The 18,433-nt window shown below is 64.3% G+C and carries 21 protein-coding genes; 3 read left to right on the top strand and 18 right to left on the bottom strand.

Translation table 11 applies throughout. From position 1 onward, the window contains the following. Window positions 1-19 precede the first annotated feature (19 nt). Window positions 20-910 (top strand): LysR family transcriptional regulator, encoded by an 891-nt coding sequence (locus tag RBJ75_RS21970; RefSeq protein WP_044404799.1) that lies wholly within the window; start codon window positions 20-22, stop codon window positions 908-910. Window positions 911-940: 30 nt separating this feature from the next. Here the strand turns inward: RBJ75_RS21970 and RBJ75_RS21965 are convergent, their stop codons facing one another. The 11 genes from RBJ75_RS21965 to ccoN form a co-directional block, all read right to left on the bottom strand. Next, entirely contained in the window at window positions 941-1,450 is a 510-nt protein-coding gene (locus tag RBJ75_RS21965) for an Lrp/AsnC family transcriptional regulator (protein WP_044404796.1), read from the bottom strand. Between the two features lie 141 nt (window positions 1,451-1,591). Beyond that, a complete protein-coding gene (locus tag RBJ75_RS21960; RefSeq protein WP_044404793.1) occupies window positions 1,592-1,813 on the bottom strand; it encodes a hypothetical protein in 222 nt (73 codons plus the stop codon). Window positions 1,814-1,889: 76 nt separating this feature from the next. Further along, the gene (locus tag RBJ75_RS21955; RefSeq protein WP_317528534.1) at window positions 1,890-2,234 is read right to left on the bottom strand and encodes a hypothetical protein; all 345 of its coding nucleotides are present in this window, start codon (window positions 2,232-2,234) and stop codon (window positions 1,890-1,892) included. Window positions 2,235-2,244: 10 nt separating this feature from the next. Beyond that, a complete protein-coding gene (gene ccoS, locus RBJ75_RS21950) occupies window positions 2,245-2,427 on the bottom strand; it encodes a cbb3-type cytochrome oxidase assembly protein CcoS (RefSeq protein ID WP_044404788.1) in 183 nt (60 codons plus the stop codon). Beyond that, entirely contained in the window at window positions 2,427-4,613 is a 2,187-nt protein-coding gene (locus RBJ75_RS21945) for a heavy metal translocating P-type ATPase (protein WP_044404785.1), read from the bottom strand. The genes ccoS and RBJ75_RS21945 overlap by 1 nt, the downstream gene beginning before the upstream one ends. A gap of 46 nt (window positions 4,614-4,659) precedes the next feature. Next, entirely contained in the window at window positions 4,660-5,160 is a 501-nt protein-coding gene (locus tag RBJ75_RS21940; protein ID WP_044404784.1) for a FixH family protein, read from the bottom strand. A gap of 12 nt (window positions 5,161-5,172) precedes the next feature. After that, on the bottom strand, window positions 5,173-6,639 hold the full coding sequence (ccoG, locus tag RBJ75_RS21935) for a cytochrome c oxidase accessory protein CcoG (RefSeq protein ID WP_044404781.1): 1,467 nt from the start codon (window positions 6,637-6,639) through the stop codon (window positions 5,173-5,175). Between the two features lie 111 nt (window positions 6,640-6,750). Further along, entirely contained in the window at window positions 6,751-7,629 is an 879-nt protein-coding gene (gene ccoP, locus RBJ75_RS21930; protein ID WP_044404778.1) for a cytochrome-c oxidase, cbb3-type subunit III, read from the bottom strand. 7 nt (window positions 7,630-7,636) lie between these two features. Next, window positions 7,637-7,801 (bottom strand): cbb3-type cytochrome c oxidase subunit 3, encoded by a 165-nt coding sequence (locus RBJ75_RS21925; protein ID WP_044404775.1) that lies wholly within the window; start codon window positions 7,799-7,801, stop codon window positions 7,637-7,639. 9 nt (window positions 7,802-7,810) lie between these two features. Next, window positions 7,811-8,545 (bottom strand): cytochrome-c oxidase, cbb3-type subunit II, encoded by a 735-nt coding sequence (gene ccoO / locus RBJ75_RS21920; protein WP_044404772.1) that lies wholly within the window; start codon window positions 8,543-8,545, stop codon window positions 7,811-7,813. A gap of 11 nt (window positions 8,546-8,556) precedes the next feature. Further along, window positions 8,557-10,137 carry a cytochrome-c oxidase, cbb3-type subunit I gene (ccoN, locus tag RBJ75_RS21915; protein WP_276156534.1) on the bottom strand — a complete coding sequence of 527 codons (1,581 nt, stop codon included), beginning with the start codon at window positions 10,135-10,137 and terminating at the stop codon, window positions 8,557-8,559. Here ccoN and RBJ75_RS21910 point away from each other — a divergent pair. Then, complete coding sequence (locus tag RBJ75_RS21910; RefSeq protein WP_234707488.1) at window positions 10,075-10,269, top strand: hypothetical protein; 195 nt, start codon at window positions 10,075-10,077, stop codon at window positions 10,267-10,269. The genes ccoN and RBJ75_RS21910 overlap by 63 nt on opposite strands. Before the next feature lie 167 nt (window positions 10,270-10,436). Here the strand turns inward: RBJ75_RS21910 and RBJ75_RS21905 are convergent, their stop codons facing one another. From RBJ75_RS21905 to RBJ75_RS21885, 5 genes are all read right to left on the bottom strand, one after another. Beyond that, a complete protein-coding gene (locus RBJ75_RS21905; RefSeq protein ID WP_044415312.1) occupies window positions 10,437-11,201 on the bottom strand; it encodes a sensor histidine kinase in 765 nt (254 codons plus the stop codon). Between the two features lie 443 nt (window positions 11,202-11,644). Continuing rightward, window positions 11,645-12,565, bottom strand: a complete 921-nt coding sequence (gene panE / locus RBJ75_RS21900) for a 2-dehydropantoate 2-reductase (protein WP_044415314.1) — start codon at window positions 12,563-12,565, stop codon at window positions 11,645-11,647. Window positions 12,566-12,719: 154 nt separating this feature from the next. Then, the gene (locus RBJ75_RS21895; RefSeq protein ID WP_044415316.1) at window positions 12,720-13,457 is read right to left on the bottom strand and encodes an SDR family oxidoreductase; all 738 of its coding nucleotides are present in this window, start codon (window positions 13,455-13,457) and stop codon (window positions 12,720-12,722) included. A gap of 191 nt (window positions 13,458-13,648) precedes the next feature. Then, a complete protein-coding gene (locus tag RBJ75_RS21890; protein ID WP_044414496.1) occupies window positions 13,649-14,251 on the bottom strand; it encodes a 2-hydroxychromene-2-carboxylate isomerase in 603 nt (200 codons plus the stop codon). Window positions 14,252-14,338: 87 nt separating this feature from the next. After that, window positions 14,339-14,947, bottom strand: a complete 609-nt coding sequence (locus RBJ75_RS21885) for a DUF2239 family protein (RefSeq protein ID WP_044414497.1) — start codon at window positions 14,945-14,947, stop codon at window positions 14,339-14,341. A gap of 189 nt (window positions 14,948-15,136) precedes the next feature. Here RBJ75_RS21885 and RBJ75_RS21880 point away from each other — a divergent pair, with 189 nt between their 5' ends. Continuing rightward, the gene (locus tag RBJ75_RS21880; RefSeq protein ID WP_044414498.1) at window positions 15,137-15,472 is read left to right on the top strand and encodes a GIY-YIG nuclease family protein; all 336 of its coding nucleotides are present in this window, start codon (window positions 15,137-15,139) and stop codon (window positions 15,470-15,472) included. 9 nt (window positions 15,473-15,481) lie between these two features. On the opposite strand, the gene RBJ75_RS21875 is transcribed toward RBJ75_RS21880, so the two are convergent. Both RBJ75_RS21875 and ggt read right to left on the bottom strand, forming a co-directional pair. Beyond that, window positions 15,482-16,378: an SDR family oxidoreductase gene (locus tag RBJ75_RS21875; protein WP_044414499.1), complete on the bottom strand. Its 897-nt coding sequence runs from the start codon at window positions 16,376-16,378 to the stop codon at window positions 15,482-15,484. A 254-nt stretch (window positions 16,379-16,632) separates the two neighbouring features. Then, window positions 16,633-18,315, bottom strand: coding sequence for a gamma-glutamyltransferase (gene ggt / locus RBJ75_RS21870; RefSeq protein WP_411194531.1), 1,683 nt, complete (start codon window positions 18,313-18,315; stop codon window positions 16,633-16,635). Between the last annotated feature and the right edge of the window lie 118 nt (window positions 18,316-18,433).

Raw genomic sequence — 18,433 nt, 5'->3', positions numbered from 1 at the left:
CTATGAAGGATATTCATGAATGAACCGAGCCAATCTCGGTGACCTCGCGGCCTTCGTGGCGGTCGCCGAGCAGCGCAGTTTCACCCGCGCCGCCGCCAGGCTCGGCGTTTCACAGTCGGCGCTCAGCCACACCATCCGCGAACTCGAAACCCGGCTCGGCATCCGGTTGCTGACCCGCACCACCCGCAGCGTGGCGCCGACCGAGGCCGGCGAACGGCTGCTGCGCACCGTGGCGCCGCGGCTCGGCGAAATCGACGCCGAACTCAAGGCACTCAGCGATCTGCGCGAAAAGCCCGCCGGCACCATTCGCATCAATACCGGCGAGCACGCGGCCGAGACGGTGCTGTGGCCGGCGCTGGCGCGATTGCTGCCGGATCACCCGGATATCAAGATCGAGCTCGGAATCGACAATGCCTTGACCAACATCGTGACCGAGGGGTTCGATGCCGGCGTCCGGTTCGGCGAACAGGTCGCCAAGGACATGATCGCGCTGCGGATCGGGCCTGACATGCGGATGGCGGTGGTCGGCTCGCCGAACTATTTCGCCAAGCGCAACCGCCCCAAGAGGCCGCAGGACCTCACCGCTCACATCTGCATCAATCTTCGGTTGATGCCCTTTCGCAGCGTCTATGCCTGGGAATTCGAGAAGGCCGGCCGCGAGTTAAAGGTCCGGGTCGAAGGGCAATTGGTGTTCAACGCCCTCAAGCCGGGCTTGACCGCGGCCCTCGCAGGTTTCGGCCTGGCCTATGTGCCGGAGGATCTGGTGCGCCAGCACATCTCCGATGGACGGCTGATCCGGGTGCTGGCCGATTGGTGCCCGCCATTTCCCGGCTATCACCTGTACTACCCAAGCCGACAACCGACGCCGGCCTTCGCCGTGCTGGTCGACGCGTTGCGTTACCGCGGCTGACACCACCGCCTGGAACGCGGCGGCAAGCCGCTACGCGGCTTCCATCGCCGGCACCGGCAGCGCCGTCACCGATTTGATCTTTTCCATCGCAAAACGCGAGGTGACGTTCTTCAGCGTCACCGCCCGGATCAGCTTCTTGTAGAACACGTCATAGGCGCTCATGTCGGCGACCACGACGCGCAGCATGTAGTCGACGTCGCCGGCCATGCGGTAGAACTCGATCACTTCGGGCATCGCGCTGACCGCATCGGCGAAGGTCTTCAGCCAGGATTCGGAGTGATCGCCGCTCTCGATCGAGACGAACACCGACAGGCCGAGGCCGATCTTGTTCTGATCGACCAGCGCCACCTTGCGCATGATGATGCCATCGGCCTCGAGCCGCTGAATCCGCTTCCAGCACGGCGTCGACGACAGCCCGACGCGCTCGCCGACCTCGGCGACCGACAGCGAGGCGTCCTGCTGCAGCACGGTGAGAATCTTGCGGTCGATAGCGTCGATGCGGCGGATCGGCTCCGCGATCGGAACGGCGGCGCTGGTCATGGGAAAGAACTTTCTTCCAAATCAGATGTAGCAGCCGATCTTATCTGGGAAGTTCTTTCCCGCAAATGGGATTTCTTGAGACAGAACTGACCGAGATCGCAAAGCGCTGGACACCACCGGTGACCGCCGGCCGGCGCCGCGTCAGGCCGGCTGCAGCCGGGCCGCGCGGCCGCCGAGCCGCGTGGCCGCAAGCTGCGCAGCATGACGGATGGCGGCCTTTTGCGCGTCATCGGGGGAGCGGTAGGCACGCCCGTCGAGGCCGTGGAACTCATCGCAGGCGGCATGAAAGCGGAAGCCGCGCCCGTCCCGCACCACCAGTCCGATGGCTGTTGATTTCACTTCGATGATGAAGGCGTCTGACATGGCTGCTCCGTCGTCCGCCTGATAGCCCGCGCCTGTATCAGTTCGATGAATCTGCGTTGAAAGTTTTTCCGCGGCGTCAACAGCACGACATCGGCGGGAACATGGGCTCCAGGCGCTTCAGCGCGCGCCAGATTCGGCCAGGAAGGCTTCGCAAAGAGGTCGAAGGCTGCTGCCCGTCCGCAACCTCGTCGGTCGCCGCCGCCTCGGCCGCCATTGCATCGGCATCTGCGACCGGCCGAACGCCGCCTGGCTCGATGATGCGAACCAGACCAACCGTCTGCGGAAGATGAGCCGCGCGTTCCCCGGCCGGTGATCGCAGCGCCACGACGTTGCCGCGGCGCGCGACCGCGGCGACATCGTGGGTCGCAAGACCGTGGCGCAAATTGCGCGATGATTCGCTCCAGCCGTCGTCGAATTGCAACGCGGGCATATCAGCCTCGATCCTTTTGAGGCGGCGCCGATTCCGGGATCTCGTCATCGTCATCGAAAATCGCGCGCCAGGCCGCGCCTTCGAGATCGTCATATTGGCCGGTCTTCAACGACCACAGAAATCCCAGCAGCCCCAGCAGTCCCAGCACCAGCGCCAGCGGCACCAGAATGACCATCACTTCCATCAGACGATCCCCTGACGAACGCGGCGGGCCCGCATCGCATTCAGCATCACCATCAAGGAGGAGCCCGACATCGCCAAGGCGGCGATCAGCGGCGTCACCAGGCCGACGATCGCGATCGGCACCGCGACGATGTTGTAGCCGACCGCCAGCCACAGATTCTGCCGCATCAGGCTCATCGCCTTGCGGGAATAATCGACCGCGGCCAGCACCGGCGCCAGTTCCTTGCCGAGAAACACCAGATCGGCGGTGGCCCGGCTGAGGTCGGTGGCGCTGATCGGTGACATCGACACCGTCGCGGCCGCCAGCGCCGGGGCGTCATTGATGCCATCGCCGACCATCATCACTTTGCGGCCCTGCCGCTTCAGCATCTCGATATGGGCGATCTTGTCGGCCGGCGTGATTGCGGCGCGCCATTTGCTGACGCCCAGCGTCGCGGCGGCGTGGCGCACCGCCGGTTCGCGATCGCCGGACAGCAATTCGACGGCGATCCCGCGGCTTTGCAGCGCCGCGATCGCCTTGGCGGCATCCGGACGCAGCCGCTGGCGCACCGCCAGCACATGGCACTCGGCGCCGCGACTGAAGGCAACCACCGAGACCTCGGGGTCGGCCTCGAGGATCTCGTGGGCCTGGCGCTCGGCGCCACAGAATGCCGGACTGCCGAGCCGCAATTCGACGCCGTCGAGCATGGCGCGGACGCCGCGGCCGGGCTCTTCGACCACGTCGCGCAGCGGCGATTTGGCCTGCGCGGCGCGCGCGACGGCGGCGGCGACCGGATGGTGGCTGGCCAGCGCCAACCGCCCGGCGAGCTGGAACACCTCCTCGGAAACGCTGCCGGCATTGACGACGTCGAGCTCGGGCAGTGTCAACGTGCCGGTCTTGTCGAACACGATGGTGTCGATGTCCGCGGCACGCTCGATCGCGTCGCCGGAATTGAGCAGCACGCCGGCCCGGAACATGGCGCCGGCGGCAACGGTCTGCACCGCCGGGATCGCCAGGCCGAGCGCGCAGGGACAGGTGATGATCAACACCGCGATGGCGATGACGATGGAATCGTGCCAGCTGGCGCCGTAGGCGAGCCAGCCCAGCATCGTCAGCAGCGCCGTGGCGTGGACCAGCGGCGCATAGAGCCGCGAAGCCCGATCGGCGAGTTTGACGTAGCGCGAGCGGGCCTGCAGCGCGTGCTCCAGCAGCCGGGTGATTTCAGCCAGCAGCGTGCCTTCGGCGGCGGCCGACACCCGCACCCGCAGCGTGCCGGAGACGTTGAGCGTGCCGGCATAGACCTGGACGCCGCGCTCGGCATCGACATGCAGCGTTTCGCCGGTGATCAGGCTCTGATCGATCTCCGAGCGGCCTTCGATCACGGTGCCGTCGACCGCGCAGCGTTCGCCGGCGCGCAGCAACACGATGTCGCCGGGCCGGACCGCGGCGATCGGCACTTCGCTGATCTCGTCGGGGCCGACAAATTTGGTCGCAGTTTCGGCCTTCAGCGCGGCGAGATTGCCGGCGACGGCGCGGGTGCGCTGGCGCATCTTCTGATCGAGGAACCTGCCGACAAGCAGGAATGTCAGCAGCATGATGCCGGCGTCGAAATAAGTATGCTCGGCGTGGTTGATGGTCTCGACCACCGACATGCCCAGCGCCAGCAGCACGCCGATGCAGATCGGCACGTCCATATTGACGCTGCGGGCCCGCAGCGCCCGCCAGGCGGATTGGAAGAACGGCTGGCCCGCATAGGCGGCGCAGGGCAACGCCACCAGCGCCGACAGCCAGTGGAAGAAATCGCGGGTGACGGGCGACATGTCGGAGCCGGCCCAGACCGGCACCGACAGCATCATGACATTCATCGACCCGAACGCCGCGACGCCGAGACAGCGCAGCAGGAATTTCGAGCGTTCGACCTCCATCGCCTCGACGCGGAGCGGCTCGAATGGATAGGCCTTGTAGCCGAGCTCGGCGAGGCGATCGATGAATTGCGCGGGCTCCAGCACGCCTGGCTTCCACTCGATCGCGAGCCGGCGATCGGTCAGGTTGACCCGCGCCAGCGTCACGTCGGGAATCGCCGACAGGCCGCGCTCGATCTTGGCCATGCAGCCGGCGCAACTGACGCCTTCGACCGCGAGATCGAGATGCGCGACCCCGGAATCCAGTTCCTTGACGTAGTGCGAGAAGTCCCGCGTCAACAACATGCACCGACCCTCTTCACGCAACAGCTTTTCAGGCAAACGCGGCCGATCAGTTCAGCATCAGCCGGTTCTTCGACAGGAACATACGGGTGCCGGCCTGGTCGCCCTCGAGCACCAGATCCCATTGTCCCGCGCTCACGCCCGAGGTGTTGCCGCGGTAGATGCCGGTATCGACTTCAGCCAGGGCGACTTCGCGGTCGGCGCGCTTGTCGGCGGGGCGTTCCAGACGGCCGACGAATTTCAGCCCGTGCAACGGCGCGCCGTTCTTGTCACGCGCCTCGACGCGCAGCAGCGCGGAGCCATCGGCCTGCCGCTCGACTTTGGCGGCGATATTCCAGGCGCGCTCCGCCTGCGCATGCGCGGCCGCGATTTCGCCTTCGTAAGCCAGGCTCGCCGCATAGGGGCTGTCGACCTCGGTGCCGGGCAAGGTCTCGATCGCCAGCGTCGCCATCAGCACGTTGACGCCGATCACCAGCCCGAAAAACCCGACCAGGACCGCGAGAACAACCCGCCCTGTCAAAGGCCGCGGCGAGGATGCTTGACTGCTCATGGAATGGCTCCGCTATCGCGTTTCAGGCGTGACGAACACGTCCTTGGTCGAGGTGACCTCGCCGAGGCCGATGTCGGTGACATGGAACGTGACCGGCATCGATTTGGGAAGATCGGCTTCGGTATTGGAGGTCACCAATACGCGCAGTTCTGTGGTGGCGTCACGGCCCAGGATGATCATCGGGCGATCCGGGGTGATCGAATCGGTTCCGATGATGTGAACCACGGCATTCGGCGGACCTTCGACATCGACCGCCACGACCCGGTCGAAACCGCGCTTGTTGAGGAACCGCATCGTATAACCATTGCGGATCGAACCGTCGCTCAACCGCACCGCCAGCGGATTGCGATCATGCAGCACGTTCACGTCGAGCAGGCTGCGGGTCAGCAAGGCATACGTCATGATGGCGCCGATGCCCAGGATCAGGGCGCTATAGACCAGCGTGCGCGAGCGCACCGGCTTGAAGATCTCGGGCTTGCCTTCCATCCGGCGATGGATGTTGATGTCGTTGTCATAGCCGATCAGCCGGGTCTCGCGGCCGACCTTCTTCATCACGCTGTCGCAGGCGTCGATGCAAAGCCCGCATTGGATGCAGTCGAGCTGGGCGCCGTCGCGAATGTCGATTCCGGTCGGGCACACCGCGACGCATTGGTTGCAATCGACGCAGTCGCCGACGGTCTCGCCCCGCGCGCGCAGCTGCGCGGCCTTCTTCAGCGAGGTGCGGGTTTCGCCGCGATCGTATTTATAGGTGACGTTGAGCGCCCATTCGTCGGTGAGCGCAGCCTGGATCCGCGGCCAGGGACACATATAGACGCATACCTGCTCGCGCATGAAGCCGGCCAGCAGATAGGTGGTGCAGGTCAGGATGCCGATCCAGATATAGGCGATCATCGGCGCCTGGAAGGTGACCAGCTCCTTCATCAGGGTCGGCGCGTCGCTGAAATAGAGTACCCAGGCGCCGCCGGTCCACCAGGCGATCAATAGCCAGATCGAATGCTTCAACACCAGTTCGGCGCCGCGCTGCAGCGTGAAGCCCTCGGCGGCCTTTTTCATGCGCTCGCGACGATCGCCCTCGATCATCCGCTCGACGGTGAAGAACAGATCGGTCCATACCGTCTGCGGGCACAGATAGCCGCACCAGACCCGGCCGCCGAGCGAGTTCATCAGGAACAGGGTGACGGCGGCGACGATCAGCAGCCCGGTGAAATAATAGATTTCCTGCGGCCACAGCTCGATGAAGAAAAAATAGAACCGGCTGTTCGGCAGGTCGATCAGGACCGCCTGATCAGGCGCGCCAAGGCCCCGGTTCCAGCGCACGAAGGGCAGCAGATAATAGACCCCAAGGCAGAATGCCATGAGGTACCATTTGATCCGCCGAAATGTGCCGGACACGCTCTGCGGGTAGATCTTCTTCTGCGCTTCGTAAAGCTGGATCCCGTCGTCAGGTTGCAGGTCGGTCGGCAGCAGTGGTTTGTTCATGACGAGGATTCATTTCGCTTCTGTCGTCGAGCGGAGGCTCGACCTCATGGGCGCAATTGACAACCTCAAGTGTGGCTCACCCTGCAGGTTTCCATTGCCCTCGGCGGGGGCTCATTTGCCGCCGCCGAGCGAGTGCACATACACCGCCATCGCCTTGATGGTGGCCAGATCGAGACGCCCGGTCCAGGCCGGCATCACGCCGGCACGACCATTGGTGACGGTCTCGATGATCGTGGCTTCGTCCGAGCCATAGAGCCAGATCTTGTCGGTCAAGTTCGGGGCACCGAGCTCCTGGTTCCCCTTCGCGTTGTCGCCGTGGCAGGCCACGCAATTTTCTTCGAAGATAGTCTTGCCTGCGGCCAGATCAACACCCGGCCTGGTCGAAAGACCCGACAGCGACCTGACATAGTTAGCGACCGTGACGATCTGCTCCTTGGTCAGGGTACCGGACTGACCGAACGCCAGCATCTGGCCCTGATGGCCCTCGTCATTGCCCGAGCGAGCGCCGTACTGGATCGTCTGCATGATCTGCTCGAGCGAGCCACCCCACAGCCAGTCGTCGTCGTTCAGGTTCGGGAAGCCCTTGGCGCCGGCGGCGCCGCTGCCGTGACAGGGGGCGCAATTGTCGCCGAACACCACTTTGCCCTTGGCCCGCGCCATCGCCAGCAGCGCCGGATCCTTCTCAATGTCGGCGAGCGGCGTCGTCGCCAGCGCCTTCATCTTGCCGCCGCGAACGGCGTCGAGATTGGCCAGTTCGACGGCCACGTCGGCGCGCGACGACGAGTGCAACAGACCTGGTAAATATCCCTGCACCAGCGGCCAGGACGGATACACGATCCAGTAGCCGATCGACCAGATGATGCAGGCGTAGAACGTCAGAATCCACCAGCGCGGCAACGGCGTGTTGAGTTCCTGGATGCCGTCCCATTCGTGACCGGTTGTGGTTCGGCCCGAGACCTTGTCGATCTCGCCTTCGTGGTGCTCAGCCATGATCCTGTCAGTCCTCTCGCAGCGGCATTTTGGCGGCGTCGTCGAATTGCGCTTTGTTACGGGGCCACAGCGCGTACGCTACGATGGCGAAAAATATGACCATGAACATCGGCGTCCACCACAGCACGACGAACTCCGACACCCAGGTCTCGACATTGATGATTGCTTTCATATCAGTGCCTCACCGCAGATTGGCTTTTTCATTGTAAAGCTTGAAGTCAACCAAGGTGCCGAGCATCTGCAGATAGGCAATCAGCGCGTCCATTTCGGTCGGGTTGCCCGGCTGGCCGTCGAAATTGCGCACCACCGCCTTCGGATAGCGCTTGGTGAAGGCGGCGACATTTTCGCTGTCCGGGTCGGTCTGCGTCTTCAAATCCTCGACCGCGTTGGCGATGTCCTCGTCGGTGTAGGGCACGCCGACGATGCGGTTGGTGCGCAGGTTACCCGGAAGACTCTTGGCGTCGACCTCGGTCTTGGCCAGGAAGGCGTAGGGAGGCATCACCGATTGCGGCACGATCGAGCGCGGATTGGTCAGATGCGTGACGTGCCAGGCATCGGAGTACTTGCCGCCGACCCGCGCCAGATCCGGGCCGGTCCGCTTGGAGCCCCACTGGAACGGATGGTCGTACATGCTCTCCGCGGCCAGCGAGTAGTGACCGTAGCGCTCGACCTCGTCGCGCAGCGGACGGATCATCTGCGAGTGACACAGATAGCAGCCCTCGCGGACGAAGATGTTGCGGCCCGCCAGTTCGAGCGGGGTGTAGGGCCGCATGCCGTCGACCTTCTCGATCGTGCTCTTGAGGTAGAACAGCGGCGTGATTTCCACCAGCCCGCCGATCGCGACCACGAGCAGAATTCCGACCACCAGAACCAGGGAATTCGTCTCGAAGATCTTATGCCGAGTCCAGATAGACATTTATTTGCTCCTCACTCGGCTGGCTGAAGAGCGAGGCGCGGCTGCGCCTCCGACGATTCGCCGACACGCACCGTCATCCAGAGATTGTAGGCCATGATGAGAGCGCCGGTCAGATACAAGGCTCCGCCGCACGCCCGGATGATATAGAAGGGATGCATCGCTTCGACGCTTTCGATGAAGGAATATTCGAGGAACCCGAGCGAGGTGTAGGCTCGCCACATCAGGCCTTGCAGAATTCCGGACACCCACATCGCCGAGATGTAGAGCACGATGCCGAGGGTGGCGATCCAGAAGTGCCAGTTCACCAGACGGATGCTGTAGAGCTGCTTGCGATTCCAGACCCAGGGAACCAGGCAGTACAGCGCGCCGAACGACACGAAGCCGACCCAGCCGAGCGCGCCGGAATGCACGTGGCCGATGGTCCAGTCGGTGTAGTGGCTGAGCGAGTTGACGACCTTGATCGCCATCATCGGACCTTCGAAGGTCGACATGCCATAGAACGCCACCGACACCACCATCATCCGCAGCACCGGATCGGTCCGCAACTTGTCCCAGGCGCCCGACAGCGTCATCAGGCCGTTGATCATGCCGCCCCATGACGGCATCCACAGCATGATCGAGAACGTCATGCCCAGCGTCTGCGTCCAATCCGGCAGCGCGGTGTAGTGCAGATGATGCGGGCCGGCCCAGATGTAGAGGAAGATCAGCGCCCAGAAGTGGATGATCGACAGCCGATAGCTGTAGATCGGCCGCTCGGCGCGCTTGGGAATGAAGTAATACATGATGGCGAGGAAGCCGGCGGTCAGGAAGAAGCCGACCGCGTTGTGGCCGTACCACCACTGGAACATGGCGTCCTGCACGCCGCCCCAGACGATGTAGGACTTCGAGCCCAGGAACGACACCGGCACCGCCGGGTTGTTGCCCAGATGCAGCACCGCAATGGTGATGATGAAGGCCAGATAGAACCAGTTCGCCACGAAAATATGCGGCTCCTTGCGCTTCATCAGCGTCGCCAGGAATACCAGCAGATAGACGACCCAGACCACCGTCAGCAGCAGGTCGGAATACCATTCCGGCTCGGCATATTCTTTGGATTGGGTGACGCCGAGCAGATAGCCGGTGCCGGCGATCAGGATGAAGATGTTGTAGCCGATCGCCACGAACCACGGCGAGAGATCGCCGGCGAGGCGTGCGCGCGAGGTCTTCTGCACCACATAGAACGACGTCGCCAGCAGCACGTTACCGCCGAAGGCGAAGACCACCGCCGAGGTGTGCAGCGGCCGCAACCGTCCGAAATTGATCCAGTGAATGAGGTTCAGCCCGGGATAGGCCAGCTCGAGAGCGATGTAGAGACCGACCGAGAACCCCGCGATCCCCCAGAACATCGCCATGAAGGTCAGAAATTTGACCTGCGAGAAATTGTAATTCGGTCGACCGTCGATTTCCTGCGGCGGAACGCCATCGCGTCCCCTGTGGCGCAGAATGATCGCAAAGACCGCCCAGCAGCTCACGGCTGCCAGGATACTCGTATGGAAAGCGAACGCGCTATCCAGCGCGTTAATCGCGGCATAAACGAAGACCAGCGCGGCCAACGCAAAGAAGACGGTCAGACCGCCCTCACCGAGGGTGATCCGCTTCGAATTCATGGCTTGATTCATTTGATCATTCTTTTTTCGGCGGGCGATACCGTGCGAGCAAATCTGATTTCACGGATGCGTGTTTGATCGAGATCAAATTGCATAGATTTTCGCCTGATGCACCTGGTTTCCTGCCGTCGGCAGGCAATTCCATTTTCATTGGAGATATCAAGCGCAAAGCCGCGTATCGCGCCTGAAATGGAGCAATATGCGGGGTCGAAACTAGACCAAAGTTGCAGCGGCATGGACGTGCGTCAGCAGGCTTCCACACGCGGCAGGGAAAAGCCCACGGCGAAGCACGCCCCGCCTCCATCGCCACCGGAAGAGACCTGCAATTCACCGGCGATCTGCGTGACCAACGACTGGACGATTCGCATCCCGAGACCTTTTTTACCGCAAAGATCAAACCCGGCCGGCAATCCCGGCCCTTGGTCGAGCACCGACAGCGAATAGCGCGTCGGCGACACCGCCTGCAGCCGGATGGTGATGTTACCGGCGCCGTATTTCACCGAATTGGTGACCAATTCGTTGACGATGTAGCTCAGCGGAATCGCGGTCGCCGTCGGCATCTCCAGTGGCTCGGCTTCGATCTTGATCGCGCCGCTGGGTTGCTGCCACAACAACAGCGTCGACAGCTCGGCGCACAGCCGCGCCAGATAGCCGCTGAATTCGACGCGGTCCTGGTGATCGAGCAGATGCAGCTGCCGATTGACCTGACCGAATGCGACGATGCGGCTGACCGCTACCATCAGCTGGGTCGCGGCCTCCGGCGTCGCCAACCGGCTTTGCGACGACAGCAGACTGGCGATCGACTGCAGGCCATTCAGCAGCCGGTGGTTCAGCTCGCTGATCTGCAGCTCGTGCCGGCGTTCGAGCTCGGCGATCCGGGCGATCAGATCCCGTTCGCGCCCCAGCGCGGCTTGCAGGTCGGCGTCAGCCGTCTGCGCCGCCTGCGATTTCGCAACACACGCCTGCGGGGCTGAAAAGTCGGCCTGGGCTGCCTGGCTCTGGGGGCTCATGCTTCCACCAATGGTTGAAGGCAGATCGACCTAAGGGCGACAGAATCTCGGCACCGGACCAAATCCGGTTCCGTCGTCCTGCTTGGCGCTTTCGAGACGGCCCGGGACGCCGCCGGGCCAGCGGATGGTTGCGAAGCACCACGATCTCATTGGACCGGGCCGGCGACTGATCAATAACGCTCAGGTCGGGACGATTTTCGCCCGCCGCCCGCAATCGCGCCGATCGGAATGAAGGGCGCGATAAAACGCCTTGGCAAATACAGCGAAAAAGCCCGGCAAATCGTTCGGACCCGCGGCCTCACCCGCCGGCGCGGGGGAGCGCCCGCAGCCGGCGCCACTTTGGCAAGTCCGGTTCTGCTAAATCAGAACCGGGGCTCTGGACTTTTGTTTTGACGCGTTGTCGTCACGCGAACCGGTATCCACTTCGCGCGAAGACGCTCTGGTCAGCCGCGCTGCCGCTCATAGGCCTTCAGATGGGTGTAGATTACCCGCAGCCGCGGCACCGGCACCTTGGCGGCGTCGCCGCGCGCGATCAGATCGCCGATCACGTGATCGGCCTCAACCGGCGCTCCGGCCTTGATATCGCGAAACATCGAGGCGGTGAGCGAGGAGCCTTCGGCCAGCATCATGCCGCGGGATCGCTCGATCAGGGCGTCGCGCGGCGCGAAGCCGGCGGCGCTAGCGACTGCGGCGCATTCGTCGAGCACGCCGAGCATGAATTCGGCGCCGCCCGGCGAGGCCAGAATATCGCCGGTCGATGCCCGCATCACGCTGGTAGATCCCGCCAGCGAGGCCAGGAACACCCATTTCTCCCACATCTCCTGCATGATGTTGGCGCTGGGATGGACATCGAACATCGCCCCGTTCATCGCCTCGGCGATGGCGTTGACACGCTCGGAGAGGCCGCCGTCGCGCTCACCGAAGGTGATCGCATGCATCGGATTGAGCTGCACCACATGGCGGTTCTGGTCCAGCGTCGCCGCCACCACGCATTGGCCGCCCAGCACCCGCTCGCGCCCGAACTTGGCATCCAGCGTTTCGAGATGCCGTAGCCCGTTGAGCAGCGGCAGCACAGCGGTCGCCGGACCAACCGCCGGCGCGAACGACGCCATCGCGTCGTCGAGGTCGAACGCCTTGCAGCTCAGCAGCACCAGATCGAACGGCGCTTTCAGATTGCCGGCCAGCACCATTGGCGGGTTCTTCAAGGTGACATCGCCATTCGGGCTCTTGATCACCAATCCCGCATCGGCCAGTTCACCGGCGCGGCCGGGCCGCACCAGAAACGTCACGTCGCGCCCGTCCTGCAACAGCCTGCCGCCGAAATAGCCGCCGATCGCACCGGCGCCGACCACGAGAATCCGCATCCGCTTTGTTCCTCTCTGTTGTACTGGCAGCTCAACAGTTTTCGTCCGTCATTGCGAGCGAAGCGAAGCAATCCAGAGTCGCTGGCAAGGCGTCTCTGGATTGCTTCGTCGCTTCGCTCCGCGCAATGACAACTCTGCCGAACTCAATCGACCGCTACCATTTCTCGCCGAACGGCCGGATTTCGAGCTCGAACGTCCAGGCGCTCTTTGGCTGTTGATACAACTGCCAATACGACGCCGCAACCGACGCGGGCGGCATCAGCAGATCTGGATTGTTCAGCGCGTCCTTGCCCCAAAGCTGTTCGCGGCGCTCGCGCACCCAGGCGGTGTCGACGCCGGAATCGATGATCAGATGCGCGACATGGATGTTCTGCGGCATCAATTCGCGCGCCATCGATTGCGCTACTGCGCGCAGGCCGAATTTGGCGCTGGCAAACGCCGCAAAACCCGAGCCGCCGCGCAACGACGCGGTGGCACCGGTGAAGAAGATGTTGCCGCGTCCGCGCGGCAGCATCAGCCGCGCCGATTCGCGGCCGGCGAGGAAGCCAGCCCAGCACGCCATTTCCCAGACCTTGCGGAACACTCGATCGGTGGTCTCCAGAATCGGGAAATTGACGTTGGCGCCGACATTGAAGATCGTCACCTCCAGCGGCGCATGGGCGTCGGCGTCGTTGAGAAACGCCGCGACCTCGTCCTCCTTGCGGGCATCGAGCGCGCGCGCCACGATCGAGCCGCCGGCGGCCTCGATCTCCCTGACCAATGGCTCGAGCTTGGCGCCGTCGCGCCGCCCTGCGAACACCGTGAAACCTTCGGCCGCGAATTTCTTGGCGATCTCGGCGCCGATGAAATCCCCGGCACCGATCACCGCGACGGTGGCGTTGCGTTGTTGCAAAATGGTTCTCCCGGATTTGGATGATCAGGACGACTGAGCCGCGACGGCGAAACCAACCTCATCCTGAGGAGCCCGGCGAAGCCGGGCGTCTCGAAGGATGAGGGCCGATTATGGGGTAAGCATCGGCCTCATGGTTCGAGACGGCGCTGCGCGCCTCCTCACCATGAGGGACAGGGTGTCGCGGTGCGCGGCTAGCCATACATCTCCTCGACCTCGCGCAACTGCTCCTTGCCGAAGAACATCTCGTCGCCGACGAAGAAGGTCGGCGAGCCGAACGCGCCGCGCTTGACCGCGTCCTCGGTGTTGGCGATCAGCCTGGCCTTGATCTCCGGCTCCTGGGCGCCGGCGAACAATCTTGCGGCGTCGAGGCCGGACTCATTCAGCGCCTGCGCCGCAACCTCGGGATCGTCCATCTTCTTCGGCTCGACCCACATGTGGTGGAACGCAGCCGCGACATATTTTTCGAACACGCCGTCGCGTTGCGCGGCGATCGCGGCGCGCATCAGGTTCAGCGTGTTGATGGGAAAATGCGGATTCCACACATAGGGTTCGACGCCGAAGCGCTTGAGGAAGCGCGCGGTTTCGAGCGCGTGGAATTCGCGCTTGTTCTTGACGCCGGCCAGGGTTTCGGCCGGCGATCTGTTGTTGGTGGCCTTGAAGATGCCGCCGAGCAGCACCGGCACATAGTCGAATTTGACGCCGATCCGCGCCTCGATCGCCGGGATCGCCTGGTGGCTGAGAAAGGCGTTGGGGCTGCCGAAATCGAACAGGAATTGCGGGGCGGTTTTGCTCATGATGTCTCCCGGACGACGGCGGATCGCATGGCCCGCCTTATATGACCGCCATCATCTCATGGGCGAGACCAGTTGGCAATCGGCGGATCACGCGGCGGGCGCGAACGCCGCCGCCGCCAGCGCGCGGGCATGGTCGCGCACATCGACGGGCCAGTCGCCGGTCGATTGCGCGAACCGTGCCGCGTCGCCAGCGAACAGCGCGCGCGTGGCGTCCTCGAAATTCGGCTTGTTGTCGGCCATCGCGGCGATGAAGCGATAGGCCGCGTCCTGGGCCTGCCGGATTCGATCAGCGTCCTTATTGGCGTGGCGCGCCTCGTCGACCAGCCGGCGCAGCGTCACCGAGGCGCCGCCGCGCTGCTGCGCCAGCCAGTCCCAGTGCCGCGGCAGCAGGGTGACTTCGCGGGCCACCACGCCGAGCTTCGGCCGGCCCGGGCCGCGCGGCCCCGGCTCGGATTCTGGGGCGGGCGGCGCGGCCGAATCCTCCACGACCGGCAGCCGCGCCAGCACATCGGCCAGCGAGCCGCGCAGGTCGAACTCGACCCGGTGGCTGGTGATGCTGTCGAAGAACTGCAGGTTGGTGCCGGCGCCCCGATCCAGCGTCTGCTTGGCCAGAATGGCCATGTCGGACAGGCTGCCGGATCCGACACAGCGGTCGCCGGCAAAGCCGATGCAAATGCTGCTGGTGAGGGTCGTCATCGCGTCCTCCGAAGTGGGAGCGGAGCTTTTACCCGGGCAAAATTGATTTCGCAAGTCGGTCAATCGCCGATAAAACCGCTCTGCGCCGGGCATCCAGCGTCCGATCGCCTTTTATATTACCCGGATATAATTGACGGGCCGATTGGCTCCTGTTAGGAGGATGGCGCCGACCTCTCGACAGGACATCCGATGACCAAGGACACCCGCAAGGCCGCGATCGCGGCCTATAAGGAGCGCAAGCTTTGCGCCGGCATTTTCGTGCTGCGCTGCGCGGCATCCGGACAGATCTGGGTCGGCCAGACGCCGAATCTGGATACGATCCAGAACCGGATCTGGTTCACGCTGCGCCAGGGCAGCCATCCCAATCATCCATTGCAGGCGGCATGGAGCCAGCATGGCGCCGCGGCCTTCGCCTTCGAGCCGATCGAGCAACTCGCCGAAGAGGACTCGCGCTATGTCCGCGAGGCGCTGCTGAAAGAGCGCGGCGACCATTGGCGCGCCGCGCTGCAGGGCAAGCCGCTCTAGCTTCGCGCCCTAACCTTTGGCCGCGGCCGTATCGACCGAGGGCAGCGACCTGACGCTGACGCCGGGCGGCGGCACGTCGTCATCGGGCACGAAGAAATCCGACATCAGTTCGACCGATCTGTCGACCCGGTAGGGCTCGAAATCGGTGACGCCTGCGGCGGCCAATACCTTGTCGTCGATGCAGAATTGCCCGGTGAAGTCCCGCGACGGCTTGATGAAGATCTCATAGGCGGCGTCGCCCATGATCGCGGGCGTGCGGCTGGCGCGCATCATCGCGTCGCCGCCGAGCAGATTGCCGACCGCCGCGGTGGCAATGGTGGTGCGCGGCCACAGCGCGTTGACGGCGATGCCGGCGCGCTTCAATTCGCCGGACAGGCCCAGCACCACCATGCTCATGCCGAACTTCGCCATGGTGTAGGCGGTGGAGTGCTCGAACCATTTGGTTTTCATGTCGAGCGGCGGCGACAGCATCAGAATGTGCGGATTGTCGGCCTTCTTCAGATGCGGGATACAATATTTCGACACCATGAAAGTGCCGCGGCTGTTGATTCCCATCATCAGATCGTAGCGCTTCATGTCGGTATGCTGCGAATCGGTGAGGCTGATGGCGCTGGCATTGTTGACGCAGATGTCGATGCCGCCGAACTCCGCCACGGTGGCGTCGATCGCGGCGATCACCTGGGCCTCGTCGCGGATGTCGCACAACAGCGGCAGCGCCTTGCCGCCGGCGGCGCGCACCTCATCGGCGGCGGTATAGATCGTGCCCTCCAGCTTTGGATGCGGCTCGGCGGTCTTCGCCGCGATCGCCACATTGGCGCCGTCGCGCGCCGCCCGCAACGCGATCGCCAGCCCAATGCCGCGGCTGCCGCCGGAAATGAACAGCGTCTTGCCCTTCAATGATGCCATGTGTCGTCCCCTCTCGCTCGGCGCTGTTGGCGCAGTTGATCTCGTATCGCGGACTCGCTTTCGGATGGGCTTAACCCGAGGCTTGGCCTACCCCCTCCCCCGCTTGCGGGGGAGGGCCGGGGTGGGGGAATGCCGCGAGTCCTGAGCCCATCCTCGCCCCCTCCCCAACCCTCCCCCGCAAGCGGGAGAGGGCGCGCGCTGCGTTGCTGAAAGGATGTGACGCACACCCAGCGCGAGTCAATTCAACCGATCACTCAATTGCCCGCCGCGGTGGCGCCGCGGGTGCGTGGGTCGGGCGCGCCGAGCAGGCTGTCGGACGTGACCAGAATCGAATTCGCCGAGGTCTGGCCCATCGGCTCCACCACCTTGTGGCCCATCGCCTCCAGGGCCGCGATGGTCGCGGCGTCGAAGCCGTGCTCGATCCGCACCTCGTCGGGCAGCCATTGATGATGCAGCCGCGGCGCGGCCACCGCGGCGGCGATGTCCATATGGTAGTCGAGCAAATCGACCACGACCTGCAAGACCGTCGAAATGATCCGGCTGCCGCCCGGCGAGCCGGTCACCAGCACGACGCGGCCGTCTTTCAGCACGATGGTCGGCGACATCGACGACAGCGGCCGCTTGCCCGGCCCCGGCAGATTGGCCTCGAAGCCGACCAGGCCGAACGCGTTGGAGGCGCCCGGCGCCGCGGTGAAATCGTCGAGCTCATTGTTGAGCAGGACCCCGGTGCCCTCGGCGACCAACCCGACGCCGTAGGAAAAATTCAGCGTATAGGTGTTGCTGACCGCGTTGCCGTCGCCGTCGACCACCGAGAAATGCGTGGTGTTCTGGCCCTCGCGCGGCGGCAGCGCCGGCAGCACCTCGGTCCAGGGCGTGACGCGCTTCGGATCGATGCCGGCGCGCTGCTTGGCCGCATAGTCCTTCGACAGCAGTGCTTTCAGCGGCGCATCCACAAAGGCCGGATCGCCAAGATAGCGGGCGCGGTCGGCATAGCCGCGCTTCATCGCCTCGATCAGCAGATGCAGCGAGGCGGCCGAGCCCTGCGGGATGTCGCGCAGCGCAAAGCCTTCGAGAATGTTCAGCGTCTCGATCAGCACGGTGCCGCCGGATGACGGCAGCGGCATCGCCACGATGTCGTAGCCGCGATAGGTGCCACGCACTGGTTCGCGCAGCACCGGCTGATAGGTTTTTAGATCGTCGAGGGTGAAGATGCCGCCGGCGCCGCGAATGCCGTCGACCAGTTTTCGCGCCACCTCGCCCTGATAGAAGCCGTCCGGCCCCTTTGCGGCGATCGCCTCCAGCGTGGCGGCGAGATCGGGCTGCACCAGGGTGTCGCCGCCCTGCAGCGCGCTGCCGTCGGGACGGGAAAACACTTTCAGCGATGACGGCCAGCGTGCCAGCCGCTTGTGCCATTGCGGCAGTGTGTCGGCATTGTCGTCGGCGATGACGAAGCCGTCGCGCGCCAGCGCAATCGCCGGCTGCAGGATCTGCGCCAGCGTGAATTTGCCGGAACCGTATTTGTCCAGCGCCAGCGCCAGACCGGCGACGGTGCCGGGCACGCCGATGCCGAGCGCGGAACTGCGCGATTTAGCGTCGTCGGGCTTGCCGTCGGCGCCCAGGAACATATCGCGCGTCGCCGCCTGCGGCGCGGTCTCGCGATAATCGATCGCGACGTCTTGGTGGCGCGTCGCCGAATGGATCATCATGAAGCCGCCGCCGCCGAGATTGCCGGCGCGCGGATAGGTCACCGCCATCGCAAAGCCGGTGGCGACCGCGGCGTCGACCGCGTTGCCGCCCTTGGCCAGAATATCCCGGCCGATCTCGGCGGCGAGCTTCTCTTGGGCCACCACCATGCCGTGCTTGGCCGCAACGGCCGGCACCGCGGCCGTGCGGACGTCGCCGCCGCCCCTGATGTCCTGCGCGCCGGCGCTGCCCATTGCGGGGAGCAGCGCCGCTGCGGCGATGAGCGCCGTCACAAGCTGGCGACGTAAAAGCGTCATAACGACCATCGAATATCCCGGCATTTAGTGCAGCATCAGGCTGCCTCGTTCGCCG

The sequence above is a fragment of the Rhodopseudomonas sp. BAL398 genome (genome assembly GCF_033001325.1).
Lineage (GTDB): Bacteria > Pseudomonadota > Alphaproteobacteria > Rhizobiales > Xanthobacteraceae > JARJEH01.
Note: the sequence above shows the minus strand (reverse complement) of the source record. Positions and strands in the feature narration are given on the sequence as shown.